The organism is Sporacetigenium mesophilum DSM 16796 (genome assembly GCF_059569055.1).
Genome location: NZ_JCANUR010000006.1, coordinates 71731 through 86642 on the forward strand (window position 1 = coordinate 71731; position 14912 = coordinate 86642).

Consider the following 14912-nt stretch of genomic DNA (forward strand, 5'->3'; position numbering starts at 1 on the left):
TTTAAATTAAAGAACGTTTCTAAAAAGTCTGGATTTATGAATATTAAGGTTAGACTGAATTTTAATGAGTATTTGTACAAGATGGCTTAGCGGTAACTCTATACAGGAGATTTGAAGACATTATGCAATGTTTATACCTTTAACTTTTAAAAAGCGTTTAAAAGGTTTAATACGAAAAAACACAAACAAAATATAATGTTATAAAAATATCAGTTTTTCTATTAAACATAAATATAATATACCTGGAAGCTTTATCTCTAGGCTTTTTTAATGGTGTACCAAAATATGTACATGGATTATATAGAAAATAGTTTGAAAAAGTATTATATTAGAACTGTAGTTAATATTAAAAATTGTGAAGGAGAATATGGGAAATTATATGAGCAAAGTTAGTAACAATGTTAAGTTTTATCAGTTTCTAAAAATACTAAATATACATTCTTCAAGTTCAAGGAAGCTGCGGTAAGGTAAGAAAAGAAATAGCAGATGAAATATAACAAAATATAGAATCTTACTTACAAACAAATTTATAGTTCTGTATGTAATTTTAAACGTAGAATATGTTTTTAATCGTAGATTAACACAGATGTATAAAACTATAAAATAATTGGGGGAGGGCATGATAAAGTTAAAAATAAAATCTAAAATGATATTATCTAGTTTAGTAATAGTATCATTTATAGTAACAGGATGCCAAAGCACAAATAACACAGAAGAAAATAATAGTGAACCTACTGAGATTACAATTGAGCAAAGATATGAAGAGGTAAATAAAAATGAACTATCTTATGAAATAGAAGAGAGTAATATGAAGACATATGAGACAGAAAATAGCTTTGTAGGTACAACTCTTTTAGGTGAAATACCTAGATATGATGACAAAACATATGGACATATATTAGAAGATTTTACTTACTACTCTGAGGAAAATCCAACAGAAGTGTCTTATGAAAAAGCTTTGGAACTTGCATCTTCAGTATTGCCAGATGATATAAAAGAAGAAAGAGTTAAATATGACGAAGAAGTAGGTAAAACTTATATTGTTTATTCCTCTAGTAAAGGCAATTTTGTATTAGGATTAGTTCATGGTTTTAATGAAGACAATGTAACCCACAATAAAGATATTGTGGTAGGAATAGATTATAACAAGGAAATAGCTGAAAAGTAGTATTAGTGATTATAGTAGTTTATAAAATAGAATTTAAAGTTGTAAATGAATATTTAAAAACATAAATATGGCTAGCGTTGCTAACAACACTAGCCTTAAAATTTATAATTATTTCGCCATTTCCAATATATTAACAACATCTTCTTTATAAAGTTTTACAAACCTACCAACAGAGCCTGATCTAGTGCACTTTTCAGCCATAAGGTCGAAATTATCATAAGGAATATTTTCATCTTTTAAACTTGTAGGTACATTAATATCTTTTAAAAACTCTTCAAATTTTTCTATTCCAAGTAATGCAATTTCTTCACTATTTTTATCTTTGCCATCAACATCAAAAACATTTTTTGCAAATCTAGCAAATCTATCTACATTTTCCATATAAACGTATCTCATCCATGATGGAAGAACTATTGATAAAGTTATTCCGTGAGTTGTTCCATATAATGCTGTTATTTCATGACCTATTCTATGACTAGCCCAGTCTTCCTCTCTACCAAGACCTAAGATTCCAGAGTGGGCAATAGTTCCACTTAACATTATTTCAGCCCTTGCTTCATAGTCATTAGGATTTTGTAGTAACTTATATCCATTAGATATAACAGTTCTCATAGTTCCTTCACATAAATTATCAGTAAGCTCTACATTATTAGTGTTAGTAAAGTATCTTTCCATAACGTGAGATAAAATATCTACTATACCTGCAAAAGTTTGTTTAGTAGGTAGTGTTAAAGTAAGTTCTGGGTTTAATACTGCAAATTGAGGTCTTAGAAGATCATGTTCTAAACCTAATTTTTGAAGCGTTTCTTCATTTGTAATTATTGTAGCAGAACTACTTTCGCTTCCTGTTGCCGGAAGGGTAAGAATAACACCTAAAGGAAGTGCTCTTTGAAGTTCTATATCTTGAGTGAATAAATCCCAAACATCATTTTCATAACATACCCCAGCAGCTATTGCCTTAGCAGAATCTATAACACTTCCACCACCTACTGCCAATATATAGTCTATATTTTCATATTTGCAAATTTCTATACCTTTTTTTACTAAACTTAGCTTTGGATTTGGAGTTACACCAGAGAGTTCAACAACTTCTATATTATTATTATTATTTAATATTTCTATTATTTCATTATATAAGCCAGATTTTTTAATACTGTCTTTTCCATAGTGGAGAAGTACCTTATTTATATCTTTAGGGATATAATCTTTTATTTGTGAAACAGAGTCTTTTCCAAATAATAATTTTGTTGGATTATAATAATAAAAGTTATTCATATTAAGCCCCCTGAGTTTTAACTTTATTACAATTGTCTTTGAATATATCTACATATGTTTTTCCATCTTTTATTTTATCTCTATTTTTTATAAATGTTTTGGCACTTAATATTAAAATTCTTTCAGCTGCAATTCTTGATTCTATATCATCAATACTTGTAATATCCATAACCTTAGAATCTCCTACAGTCCTTCTAATAATTTCAAGGCCAGCACAGCCTGCAGTATCAGATAATACAGAGTCTAAATACCAATTCATATAATATTCTTCTTTTGCCATTACATCAGTTACTATTTCTTTATATAATTTTATAAACTTATCTTTGAACATTTCTATAGTATCTTCTATAGCTTTTTCAACCCAACTTGTAAATTCTTCTATGTCTTTAGAATCCCCAGTTACATAAGCATTTGCCCATGAGAAAAATAAGTTTCCTATTACATTTCCTAAATCGTATCCAATAGGTCCATAAAATGCAAACTCAGGATCTAATATTTTAGTGGAATCTTTTTTTACAAAAATAGAGCCAGAATGTAAATCACCGTGAATTAGAGCTTGGGCATTGTTCATAAAGTTATTTTTAAGCTTTCCTGCCTCTAGTACTAAGTCTTTGTCTTCATATAGCTCATTTATTACAAACTCCATATTTTCTGGTAATACAATATTTCTACCTTTATAATCTATATATGGCTCTGTAAAAACAAGATCTTCAGATATTTTACAAAGATCTTTATTTATATATCTTTTAACATTATCTTTCTTTTTGTGTGAATCCATAACGAGGTCTGTAGTTGGTAGAAGAGTGTTTACAATAAATGTAGTTATATGGTCTGCAAGATATGGGAAAGTATTTCTATTTAATAACTCTTTTCTTAAATTACCATGATCAGATATATCTTCCATTGAAAGAGCGCACATTACAGGGTCGTATTTGTATACTTTAGGAACTAGAGTAGGAGCTAATATCCCTTGCATCATTAAAACCTCTGATTCTATTCTATTTCTATCAACATCTAATGGTCGCCCTGATGCTCTAAGAACTTTATCAGCTTGTTTTATTACAACTGATTCATTAGTATCTACATCCCAAACTCTAAATACATAATTTATATTTCCATCTCCAATTTCCTTGGCTTTCAAATTGGCATTTTCATTAAATATAATTAATTTTTCCTTTGCATAAAGTATTGCATCCTCTTCTTCCATTTTGAAATGTGAGTTAAATTTAGACAAGTTATATCCCCCCTTAAACCTAATAAAACTTTTCTACAGCCGAATCAAAATATCTATGTAAATCATAAGGACTAAATATTCCTTTGTCTGTTACTACACCGCTTACTAAATGAGGAGGAGTAATATCAAAGGAAGGGTAGTATCCTTTAACTCCATCTAATGTATTTTTTATACCTCTAAACTCTAATACTTGGTTAGGATCTCTTTCCTCTATTGTAACTTGAGAAATACTTGTATAATCTTTATCTGGAATACCTGTTACAAAGTAAGGTACCTCAAAATATTTAGATACAATTGCAAGTTGAAGTGTTCCAACTTTGTTCACAATATGACCATCTAAGCAAATAGAGTCAGCAGCTGAAGTAAATACATCTATATTTTTATTTTTCATAGTAAAAGCTGGCATGTTATCAGTTATTACAGTAACATCAAATCCTTGGTCATATGCAACACTTGCAGTAAGTCTAGCACCTTGTAAATATGGTCTTGTTTCTGGACAAAATAGTTTAATATTTTTATTTTGATTTTTTGCTTCTTTTAACATCATACCTACAATTGTTTCACCAAAGCACTGAGTCATAATGTTTCCGTTATGAGGGAACATATCTACTAAATACTTTGCAACAACCCCCATTCTAGAGTAGCGATTATTCATAGAATTTACAGTATGTTCAAAAATTGCTTCATCAACTTTTTTATTATTTTCTAAAGCTAATTTTGCAACTTCTAAGCAACCATTAACTATTAGTGTCATTCTGTTTGCTGTTGTAGGTCTTGCATTTGCCAAGGTATATGCTGCATTTTTTAAATAGTCAATTTGCTCTTTATAAGATAAATTCCTACATTCATAAGCTGCCAAAGCCATACCCATACCTGCTGCAGTATAAGGGCCAGCACTTTGAGTTACCATATCTGTAATAGCCTGAGCAACTTCTATGTGGTTATTACATGTAACAAATTTAACTTCTGTAGGATATATTCTTCTATCTAGTATTCTTACTGTACCATTATCATACCAAGCTACATTTTCATATCTAAGCATAAATGCTAAGCCTTCATCAACTCTATTCATTTTTCTCCCACCTTTCTTATTTATCAAGATAGAGCTAGACATACATGATCTCTAGCTCTATAGTATTTATATCTATTTAGTTGCTTTTGCTTTTAATTTAGGGAAGTTAAATACAATTGCTAATACTCCAAAAACAAACATCAAAATCGAGTATACTGAAAATGGTACTATTTCAACAGGAGATATTTTAGCCATTCCTGCAGCTAATAATAATTGCCCACCATATGGGATTAGACCTTGAAAAGCAGAAGAGAATATATCAAGAATACTTGCTGTTCTTCTTGGATCTATATCATATTCTTCAGACATATCCTTTGCTAGTGGTCCAGCTGTAATTATAGATATTGTATTGTTAGTTGTAGCTATATCTATTAAACTTACTAGGGCAGCTATACTAAGTAGAGCACCTTTTTTACTTTTTACTTTAGATGTAACTGTTTCCAATAAATAATCGATACCGCCATAGTAATTCATAAGTCCAACTAATCCACCTACAACTATGGCAATTATAGCTAAGTCTTCCATCCAACCCATTCCTGTTTGTAATACTTTAAAAAGTCCAACCATATTAAAGTCACCCATAAAAAGACCTATTACTGCACCAGAGCCGATACCTATTCCTAAAACTAACATAACGTTTAAGCCTATTAATGCACTAACTATAATTGCTATATATGGAAGTATTCTTATTAATGAATATTCATAAGTTCCAAGTTGAGCATTTCCACCAGATTGGAATGCCAAGAATACTAGTGTAAGTATAAAAGCAGGTAAAATAATTAAACCGTTTACTTTGAATTTATCTTTTAATTCTACACCTTGAGTTCTTGTAGCTGCTATTGTTGTATCTGAAATAAAGGATAGGTTATCTCCAAACATAGCACTACCTACTACTGTTCCTAAAACTAAAGGCATACTAAGACCCGTTTGTGTTGCTATACCAACCCCTATAGGAGCAAGAGCAGTAACAGTTCCCATTGAAGTACCCATAGCAAATGATAAAATACTTCCAACTATAAATAGTCCTGGTAATATCATATTTGCCGGTAATATACTTAATCCTAAATTAACCATTGAAGTCACAGCACCCATTGAATCAGCAATTGAGTAAAATGCACCTGCTAATATGAAAATAACAACCATTAGCATAAGTGTTGATTCTCCACTAGCTTTACAAAATATATCTATTTTATCATTTAATGATGTTTTTGTTCCTTTTCTATCTAACAATAAGGCAAAAGCAGAAGAAAAAATAAATGCTAATAATAGTGGCATACTACTAAAGTCGCCTGTTATAATTCCAGTTCCCATAAACAATACTAAGAAAAACACTAAAGGTAATAATCCTATGAAACTACTTTTTTTAGTTTGATCTAGTTTACTCATTACATTACCCCCAATTATATAAATAATTTTATTCTTTTACTTGCCCATAACTTTGAAACAATCCTAGCATTTTTTCCATTTCTTTGTCTGAAAGTATTTTAGGTTCTCCTAAAGCTTTTGCTCTACAGTATATTTCTGCACAAAACTCAATTTCTTCAGCTTTGTTAAAAGCATTAGGTAAATCCTTAGCACCTGTTAATAATCCATGATTAGCTAGAAAGACACCATACCTATCTTTCATTGCTTCAAATGCATTTTCGGCAAGTTCTTGGGTTCCAAATGTTGCATATTCTGCACATCTCACGTTATTTCCACCAGATACTGCAACTAAGTAATGAACAGCAGGTAACTCCCAGTTCATACAAGATAGAGTAGTTGAGTATTTGGAGTGGACATGAACTACTGAGTTAATATCACTTCTTTTTTCATAAAAGACTTTGTGCATTGAATATTCGCTAGATGGTTTTTGTTTTCCATCAACTACATTTCCATTAAGATCCATAATTAGTATATCTTCTGGTTTAGTCTTAAAATAATCAATACCACTTGGAGTTATAGCCATTAGATTTTCATCTCTCATAAAAACACTGATATTTCCTCCAGTTCCTGTGGTCAAGTTACTTTCAATTAACTTTTTGCCATACTGGACAAGGAGTTCTCTTTCTTCTTTGAATATCAAATGTATCCCTCCTTTCTTAATAAATATGATTTAATACTATTATGTCAGTAACTAAATATTGTGTATTTTTTAACTATAATGTCATTATTAAAGTATGATGAAAATTGTATAAATATACTAAAATAATATGTAGTAATATTAATACAAACTAGCAGATAAGTTACTTTTTTAAACATATAAAACACTTAGATAAGCAAGTAAGAGCAAAGGTATATCTTTGAAAAAGGAAGATGGAGAGTTTAAAATAGGAAATGATTTTGTACAGGTAAGCAATAAGAATAATATTAGATTTAATAACGAGATTAGACGTTTAGATAAGTTAAGAGAACATATAAATAAAATATGATATAAGATGTATAACAACACCCACCATGCCTCTTAACAATGCGCACCAGGGTGGGTCTTTAAAATACATCGAACCAATGATAGCCATTATATAAATGTTATAGAGTGTCAGTTATCTATTCAGTTAGAGATGGAGGAGTTTTATTCAAAAATATACCAGAACAAGTTGAGACAGATAACTTATTTTTAAGATAAAATATCCAAGATAGAGGAATTCTTATATGTTATAATTATAAGGATAACTTTATTTTGGAAAGGAAACTTGCGGTTTATGATAAGCTGTCATGATTTATTAAGCCTTAATAGTTTTAGAAATATTAATTTAGTAGCTGGAAAAAGATGATAAATAATAAATTGCTGAGGAGGAATATAAATGACTTTAATGAAAAGTATGACATGGTATGAGTTTAATGAAAGAAAAGATAAAGATGTAGTAATATTACCGATAGGATCTGTAGAGCAACATGGGCCACACTTACCACTTTATACAGATACAATAATATCAGAAGGATTTTCTAAGCTTCTAGCAGATAGAGTAAATGGTATAGTAATGCCGTCTATAAACTATGGATATAAATCTCAGCCAGCATCTGGAGGAGGACCATTATTCCCAGGTACAATAGATTTAAATGGAGCAACACTAATAGCATTAGTAAAAGATATTATAGAAGAACTGATAAGAGATGGTGTTAAGAAGATAGTTTTAATAAATTCTCACTTTGAAAATCAAGCATTCTTATTAGAAGCAATAGACTTAGTAAGTAGAATTATGCCAGAAGGAACAAAAATTGTAATGATGAGTTGGTGGGACTTAATAACTCAAAAAACTATTGATAAAGTATTTGATGAAGTTGAATTCCCAGGATGGGCGCTAGAACATGCTGCTATTACAGAAACATCTTTAATGCTAAAGTTTGATCCAGAAACTGTTCATATGGATAGATTAATAGATGAAAAAATAGAAGAAGTTCCGACTTATCAAGTGTATCCAATACCAACTGATTTAGTACCAAAGTCAGGACTTTTATCAATAGGTAAAACTAGTTCTAAAGAAAAAGGTGACTTAATAGTAGAAGAAGCTTTAGAAGGAATGGTAAAAATATTTAATAAGGAATTTGGGATGTAAATTGAATTTAAATTATAAAGTAATTATAGACCTATTATATTTCGTGCTCCTTTGAGGCAGTAACGGAGAACCGTATCATAAATAACGGAGCTAGCACTTGTATAATTTAGTGAGCTATAGATTTTAATTTACAAATAACCCCCTTAAAATTGACAAATCTGTCAATTCTAAGGGGGTTATTTATTAGTCTTTGTCAAAATGATTAGCATAAATCATCTTTCTAAATTTACGCATGCTCATTTTCCTAACTGTCTTATCTTCAATAGGTAAAACATAATCAGCACAGTTAACTATAAAATGATAATCATGAGAAATCATTAATATAGTACATCTATAAATACAAAAAAACAAATTATTTTTTATGTTTATCTTGCTCATATACTAGAGTAGTAAACATGCCACCTGCTCCATCAGTAAGGTTATTAGACATATGATGTGAGATATGGCAATGAATAGGCCAAATTCCTGGATTTTCTGCTTTAAATAGTACATCCCATGTTTCACCGGTAGCTACTAAAACTGTATTTTTCAATAATCTATTATTAGGAGAAATAGGATTACCATCGGATTTTTCTAACCAAAATTGATGTCCATGAAGGTGCATAGGATGATGGTCTACTTGTATAGCTCCAAATCTTAGTCGTACAATATCACCATATTCAATAGGCAGAGGTTTTGTAGAGGGAAAACTCTTACCATTTATAGTAAACATATTAAAATCCATTGTAAAGGGATTGAGATCATATTGACCAGGTTCTACTTTTTCTCCTTTTTTTAAACCAACGAGACTCCATTCCTGCATTAGAAGTAAATAATCCTTATTAGCACTTCTTTCATGTGGATCTAGAATTATAAAGCCACCTAGTAACCCTAGCATATCTTGCTTTGCTACATTAACATGAGAATGATACATATGGGTTCCAGGTGCATTAGTTATTCTAAAGTGATAATCAAAATAATGACCTGGTTCAATTCTAGGTGAAGGTTCCACATCTGGGACACCATCCATTACATTAGGAACATTAAGTCCATGCCAGTGAATACTTGTAGCTTCAGGAAGATGATTATATACCCTTATATTAACATAATCACCAGGATATACTTGTATTGTTGGGCCGGGTATACTTCCGTTATAACCCCAACCTTTTATAAAAACTCCAGGAAGGATTTCTTGATTTACTGGTTGTGCTACTAGTTCAAAATATTTTATACCATTATTGATAGTATATTTTAGAGATGGTATATCAGGGGTAACAAGCATAAAAAAACACCTTCTTATAAATTGTTGAATTTTAAAATCTATTATATGATATGTAAATCTATTTTTTTGGTTACTAAAATCAGGCATGATAAATTTGAACGTTCAGCTATAGAAGGAAGCAAGTCTTATAGACAATATTATAAACTTAAAAATAAAGTCGGTATTTCTGTTGATATTAGAACGGTTGATCCAAAGACTAATAATAGTTGTAATGATTGCAAGCTCCAGATTTAATACTATATTTTAAAATTATGTTTAGACATAAAATGCCCGGGTATATATAGATTATAAGTTAGTAATAGTAACTATTACTGTTTATAAAAACTTAAATATAAAATTAAAATATTATAAACATAAATTAGGAGGAGAATAATTATGAAAAAATTTGTTTGTACAGTATGTGGATACATACATGAAGGAGAAATTGCACCAGAAACTTGTCCTGTATGTAAAGTAGGAGCTGAGAAGTTTAATGAAGTAACAGGAGAAATGGTATGGGCGGATGAGCATAGAATAGGTGTAGCTAAAGGTGTTGATGAAGAAATAATAGAAGGATTAAGAGCTAACTTTATAGGAGAATGTACAGAAGTTGGAATGTACTTAGCTATGTCTAGACAAGCAGACAGAGATGGATTACCTGAAGTTGCTGAAGCTTATAAGAGAATAGCTTTTGAAGAAGCAGAACATGCTGCTAAGTTTGCTGAATTATTAGGTGAAGTAGTAGTAGCTGATACTAAAGAAAACTTAAAAGCAAGAGTTGATGCAGAATATGGGGCAACAGATGGTAAAAAGAAATTAGCTACTCGTGCTAAAGAATTAGGATTAGATGCAATACATGATACTGTTCATGAAATGTGTAAAGATGAAGCTAGACATGGTAGGGCATTCTTAGGATTATTAGAAAGATATTTTACAAAGTAAATTAAATAAAACTGTAGATAGATTTGTATAAAAACAAATTTATCTACAGTTTTTTTATTTATCTATATAAATAAAATTTATTCTACATGAGATAGTTCTTTTTTATGTGATTGTTTATAATAATCATCTCCCCAACTGCACATCATACTAAGGATAGGCATTAAACTTTGGCCTAAGTCAGTTAATGAATATTCAACCTTTGGAGGAACCTGAGGATAAACTTTTCTATTAATTAAATTATCTGCCTCTAATTCTCTTAACTGTTGAGTTAGCATCTTTTGAGTTACTTGAGGAAGCTGTTTTTTTAATTCATTAAATCGATGTGTTCCATCTTTGCCTAGATGCCAAATAATAAGAGGCTTCCACTTTCCACCGATTAAATCTATTGTAATTTCAAAGGTACATGTATAAGTTTTATTTTTAAGTTCTAAATCATGGCAACTAGATCCCATAGCTGTCTCCTTTCCATAGTATCCTTTTGGGTACTATAGCACAAAATAGTGCGTACTTGCTAATATTAAACTTAATTTTTATAATTGTAACATGGTTTAAAAAATATATCAATATTGTATTAAACTAGGAGGATACAAATGGATGCAATATTTAATAGAAAGAGTATAAGAAAGTACAAGGATATAGAAGTAAATAATGAGATAGTTGAAGAATTATTAAAAGCAGCTATGGCAGCACCTTCTGCTGGAAATGAACAACCTTGGGAATTTATAATTTTAAGAGACAAAGAGATTATGACAAAAATAACTGAAATACATCAATATGCAAAAATGCTACCAAGTGCAGATGTTGCAATTGTAGTTTGTGGAGATGTAGATAAAGAAAAGTATAAAGGATATTGGGTTCAAGATTGTTCAGCTGCTACCGAAAACATATTAATAGCTGCTGAAGATAAAGGACTAGGTGCTGTATGGCTAGGGGTTTACCCAATTGAAGATAGAGTAAATGCAGTAAAGGAATTATTAAATTTACCATCTAGTGTAATTCCTTTATCAATAATACCTGTTGGATATCCAGATGAGGATAGAAAACCAGGAGATAGATTTGATAAAAGTAGAATACATTATGATAGATGGTAATTAAAAATATAAAATTTAAATAATTTATTAATAATATTGGAGGAGAAATACATGAAAGTTGTTGCATTTAATGGAAGTCCTAAAAAAGAAGGTAATACGTATCATGCTATAAAATTGGTAGCAGATGAATTAGAAAAAGAAGGCATAGAAGTTGAAATTATACATGTAGGAAATAAATCTGTAAAAGGCTGTCTTGCATGTGGTTATTGTGCGAGAAATAAAGAGGATAAATGTATAACTGATAATGATGAAGTAAATGAATGGATACAAAAAATGAAAGAGGCAGATGGTATATTACTAGGTTCTCCAGTTCATTATTCAGCTATAGCTGGAACTATGAAGTCATTTTTAGATAGAGCATTTTATGTTGCAAGTTCTGGTATTTTTAAGAATAAGGTAGGAGCATCTGTTGTTGCTGTTAGACGTTCAGGAGGGGTTACTACTTTTAATCAATTAAATAACTATATTAATTATTCTGAAATGCTTATGCCAAGTTCAAATTACTGGAATGTAATACATGGAACAAAACCAGGTGATGCATTAGAAGATGAAGAAGGAAAACAAATAATGAGAGTACTTGGAAAAAACATGGCATACTTATTGAAATTAGTAGAAAACGGAAAAGGAACTGTTGAAGAACCAGAAAAAGAAAAGAAAGTATTTACAAACTTTATTAGATAATTATATAAAAAAATTATTCACAAAACTAAGGCTAGTGTTATAAGTATAACCTAGCCTATAATATCACTACTTAAAACAAAATACTAATGCAATATTTACACAAATCTATTTACAGACTCTATTCTAGGGAGCCCTTTTTATTAATAACATAAATATAATCTCTAAAATCATCTAAATGATTTTCTAAAATATTCTTTAGTATGTCTGTATCTACTGCTTGATAATTGTGAACAGCTATATTTCTAAATCCGATCATAGACTTTAGTTTCTTGCCTAATTTATCATCAATAATATTATTATCAATTAAGGCATCAAATGCATCTCTACTACTTTGTGGTATTCCTAATTTTTTTTCTGAAACTATATGCATAGCCAAATCAATAGAAGCTTCACAAGCCCTTTGGATATTTAAAATTATTGAATCTTGTTTTGTATAATTTTTTAAATTGTTAAAATCATTATCGTACTCTTCATTTATCCTATGTAGACATCTTTCTATTATAGCTATTTTATTATATATAACATCATTTCCCATATATGCTTCCATCCTCTCTAATCTTATCGAGTATAACCTTTCTCTCTTCATTAAGAAGGGCATATTCCTTAAGTACTCTTATTTCAAAGTTCATTCTTATGTTTTCATCGATACAGTATATTTTCTCGCCAGTTCCAACTATTTGGGCCTTAAATACGCTGGAAGCATCCTTTAAATTTATTAAATCAACATCTCTATTAAATATGTCTGCTATTTTACTAGATAAAATAAAGCGCTCGTAATTTGATATCTGCAAGTCTGTTAAAAAAGCAATATCTATGTCGCTATCTTCTCTTAATTCTCCTCTTGCTGCTGATCCAAATAAATATATTATTTGAGGGTTAAGGTTTTCTACTAATATATTAATAGCTTTTTTAAATAAATTTTCATTTAACATAAATTCATCTCCAAATTACGTAGTATATGACTTCTAATATATATTTTACTATATTAGTTTTAATAAAACTACATTTTCCATATATAAACCGAGGAAATTGATCCTAGGTTTATGTTTTATAAAAATAGATAAAACTGCAAATAATAGTATAAGTAGACAACAAAAAATATAAGATGTATACTAAAATGTGAGTCTTTATACAGTATACATGAAGACAACTGTCTTTATATAGATAAATAAATAAAAATCAAAAGGAGAATACCATTGTTATTTGAAAATTTAAATATAATTAAGCCAATACAAAAGGCTTTAAAAACTGAAGGATATACTAACGCTACACCTATACAATCAAAAGCTATTCCACCATTACTTGAAGGAATGGATTTATTAGGGTGTGCTCAAACAGGCACTGGAAAGACAGCAGCATTTGCTATACCAATATTACAAGGTCTTTCAAATGAGCCAAAGAACTTAAGAGGAAAAAGACCAGTAAAAGCATTAATACTAGCTCCAACAAGAGAACTTGCAATTCAAATAGGAGATAGTTTTGAATCTTATGGAAGACATCTAAATCTTAGAACTTTAGTTATATTTGGTGGGGTATCTCAAAATCCTCAGACACAAGCGCTAGATAAAGGAGTTGATATTTTAGTTGCAACTCCAGGTAGATTACTTGACTTAATAAACCAAAAATATGTTTCATTAAGTAATATAAAATACTTTGTACTTGATGAAGCAGATCATATGCTTGATATGGGAATGCTTCCAGATGTAAGAAGAATAATGAACCATATTCCAGATAAGAGACAAACAATGTTTTTCTCTGCTACTATGCCTGCTGAAATTGCAAAACTTGCAGATGATCTACTTACAAAGCCAGTAAAAATAGAGATAACACCTGTATCTTCTACTGTTGATATAATAAAACAATCAGTTTATTATGTGAATAGAAGTAATAAGGTTCGCTTGTTAATTCATTTATTAAAAGATATATCTATAGATTCTGCATTAGTTTTCTCTAGAACAAAGCATGGAGCAAATGATATAGTAAGAGCTTTAGAAATTGCTGGAATTGAAGCTCAAGCAATTCATGGGAATAAATCACAAAATGCAAGACAGCTAGCTTTAAATAATTTTAAAGAAAGAAAGATAAGAATATTAGTTGCAACAGATATTGCAGCTCGTGGAATAGATATAGATGAATTATCATATGTAATCAATTTCAATTTACCAGAAGTTCCAGAAACCTATGTTCATAGAATAGGTCGTACTGGAAGAGCTGGTCATGAAGGAGTAGCTATTTCTTTTTGCACAGAAGAAGAAAAGCCTCTACTAGAAGAAATTGAAAAGTTAATATCAAAATCAATAACTGTAGTTGGAGATCATCCATATCCATTAGTAGATATGCCTGAGGAGTTAAAAAAAGCAGCACCAAAACGTAGACCTTCAACTCCAAGAACTTCAACACCAAAGACTACTTCGACTAATAAAAAAGACAAAGAAAAAGGTTCATCAAAAAGTAATGAAGCAAAAACTGATAAGACTAGTGAATTAAAAACAGCACCTAAAAGAAAGCCTTCAACTCCAAAATCTGCTTCTCCTAATAGGAAAGGTAGAGAAAAAGCTTCATCAAAGAATAATGAAACAAAAACAGGTTCAAATAGAAATTACTCTAGAAAAAAGAAAAAAGGAAATTAATAGTTTTATATACAAATAGCCGACTAAGTGATAGTCGGCTATT

General features: G+C 30.0%; 16 protein-coding genes. 7 read left to right on the forward strand and 9 right to left on the reverse strand.

The genetic code is table 11. The features are described from left to right. Window positions 1-619 precede the first annotated feature (619 nt). Window positions 620-1168, forward strand: coding sequence for a hypothetical protein (locus BS62_RS06985; protein WP_496490541.1), 549 nt, complete (start codon window positions 620-622; stop codon window positions 1166-1168). A 108-nt stretch (window positions 1169-1276) separates the two neighbouring features. Here BS62_RS06985 and BS62_RS06990 read toward each other — a convergent pair whose 3' ends face one another. The 5 genes from BS62_RS06990 to BS62_RS07010 form a co-directional block, all read right to left on the reverse strand. Next, window positions 1277-2443 (reverse strand): iron-containing alcohol dehydrogenase, encoded by a 1167-nt coding sequence (locus tag BS62_RS06990; protein ID WP_496490542.1) that lies wholly within the window; start codon window positions 2441-2443, stop codon window positions 1277-1279. A gap of 1 nt (window position 2444) precedes the next feature. After that, window positions 2445-3677 (reverse strand): S-methyl-5-thioribose kinase, encoded by a 1233-nt coding sequence (gene mtnK / locus BS62_RS06995; protein ID WP_496490543.1) that lies wholly within the window; start codon window positions 3675-3677, stop codon window positions 2445-2447. 19 nt (window positions 3678-3696) lie between these two features. Further along, on the reverse strand, window positions 3697-4749 hold the full coding sequence (locus BS62_RS07000) for an S-methyl-5-thioribose-1-phosphate isomerase (RefSeq protein WP_496490544.1): 1053 nt from the start codon (window positions 4747-4749) through the stop codon (window positions 3697-3699). 72 nt (window positions 4750-4821) lie between these two features. After that, window positions 4822-6135 carry a Na+/H+ antiporter NhaC family protein gene (locus tag BS62_RS07005; RefSeq protein ID WP_496490545.1) on the reverse strand — a complete coding sequence of 438 codons (1314 nt, stop codon included), beginning with the start codon at window positions 6133-6135 and terminating at the stop codon, window positions 4822-4824. Between the two features lie 28 nt (window positions 6136-6163). Then, complete coding sequence (locus BS62_RS07010; RefSeq protein ID WP_496490546.1) at window positions 6164-6814, reverse strand: L-fuculose-phosphate aldolase; 651 nt, start codon at window positions 6812-6814, stop codon at window positions 6164-6166. 217 nt (window positions 6815-7031) lie between these two features. On the opposite strand from BS62_RS07010, the gene BS62_RS07015 reads away from it, so the two are divergent. Then, window positions 7032-7160 carry a hypothetical protein gene (locus BS62_RS07015; protein ID WP_496490547.1) on the forward strand — a complete coding sequence of 43 codons (129 nt, stop codon included), beginning with the start codon at window positions 7032-7034 and terminating at the stop codon, window positions 7158-7160. 372 nt (window positions 7161-7532) lie between these two features. Further along, window positions 7533-8285 carry a creatininase gene (locus tag BS62_RS07020; protein WP_496490548.1) on the forward strand — a complete coding sequence of 251 codons (753 nt, stop codon included), beginning with the start codon at window positions 7533-7535 and terminating at the stop codon, window positions 8283-8285. 352 nt (window positions 8286-8637) lie between these two features. Here BS62_RS07020 and BS62_RS07025 read toward each other — a convergent pair whose 3' ends face one another. Next, entirely contained in the window at window positions 8638-9546 is a 909-nt protein-coding gene (locus tag BS62_RS07025) for a multicopper oxidase family protein (RefSeq protein WP_496490549.1), read from the reverse strand. A 375-nt stretch (window positions 9547-9921) separates the two neighbouring features. Between BS62_RS07025 and BS62_RS07030 the strand changes: the two genes are divergently transcribed. Continuing rightward, on the forward strand, window positions 9922-10467 hold the full coding sequence (locus tag BS62_RS07030; protein ID WP_496490550.1) for an NADH peroxidase: 546 nt from the start codon (window positions 9922-9924) through the stop codon (window positions 10465-10467). Between the two features lie 77 nt (window positions 10468-10544). On the opposite strand, the gene BS62_RS07035 is transcribed toward BS62_RS07030, so the two are convergent. Continuing rightward, window positions 10545-10919 carry a winged helix-turn-helix transcriptional regulator gene (locus tag BS62_RS07035; protein ID WP_496490551.1) on the reverse strand — a complete coding sequence of 125 codons (375 nt, stop codon included), beginning with the start codon at window positions 10917-10919 and terminating at the stop codon, window positions 10545-10547. A 138-nt stretch (window positions 10920-11057) separates the two neighbouring features. On the opposite strand from BS62_RS07035, the gene BS62_RS07040 reads away from it, so the two are divergent. Next, window positions 11058-11558 (forward strand): nitroreductase family protein, encoded by a 501-nt coding sequence (locus tag BS62_RS07040; protein WP_496490552.1) that lies wholly within the window; start codon window positions 11058-11060, stop codon window positions 11556-11558. 51 nt (window positions 11559-11609) lie between these two features. After that, complete coding sequence (locus BS62_RS07045) at window positions 11610-12239, forward strand: flavodoxin family protein (RefSeq protein WP_496490553.1); 630 nt, start codon at window positions 11610-11612, stop codon at window positions 12237-12239. A gap of 118 nt (window positions 12240-12357) precedes the next feature. On the opposite strand, the gene hepT is transcribed toward BS62_RS07045, so the two are convergent. Both hepT and mntA read right to left on the reverse strand, forming a co-directional pair. Then, on the reverse strand, window positions 12358-12774 hold the full coding sequence (hepT, locus tag BS62_RS07050) for a type VII toxin-antitoxin system HepT family RNase toxin (RefSeq protein ID WP_496490554.1): 417 nt from the start codon (window positions 12772-12774) through the stop codon (window positions 12358-12360). After that, complete coding sequence (gene mntA, locus BS62_RS07055) at window positions 12764-13171, reverse strand: type VII toxin-antitoxin system MntA family adenylyltransferase antitoxin (protein ID WP_496490555.1); 408 nt, start codon at window positions 13169-13171, stop codon at window positions 12764-12766. Before mntA ends, hepT begins: the two co-directional genes overlap by 11 nt. A gap of 264 nt (window positions 13172-13435) precedes the next feature. Between mntA and BS62_RS07060 the strand changes: the two genes are divergently transcribed. After that, on the forward strand, window positions 13436-14869 hold the full coding sequence (locus BS62_RS07060) for a DEAD/DEAH box helicase (RefSeq protein WP_496490556.1): 1434 nt from the start codon (window positions 13436-13438) through the stop codon (window positions 14867-14869). Window positions 14870-14912 lie beyond the last annotated feature (43 nt).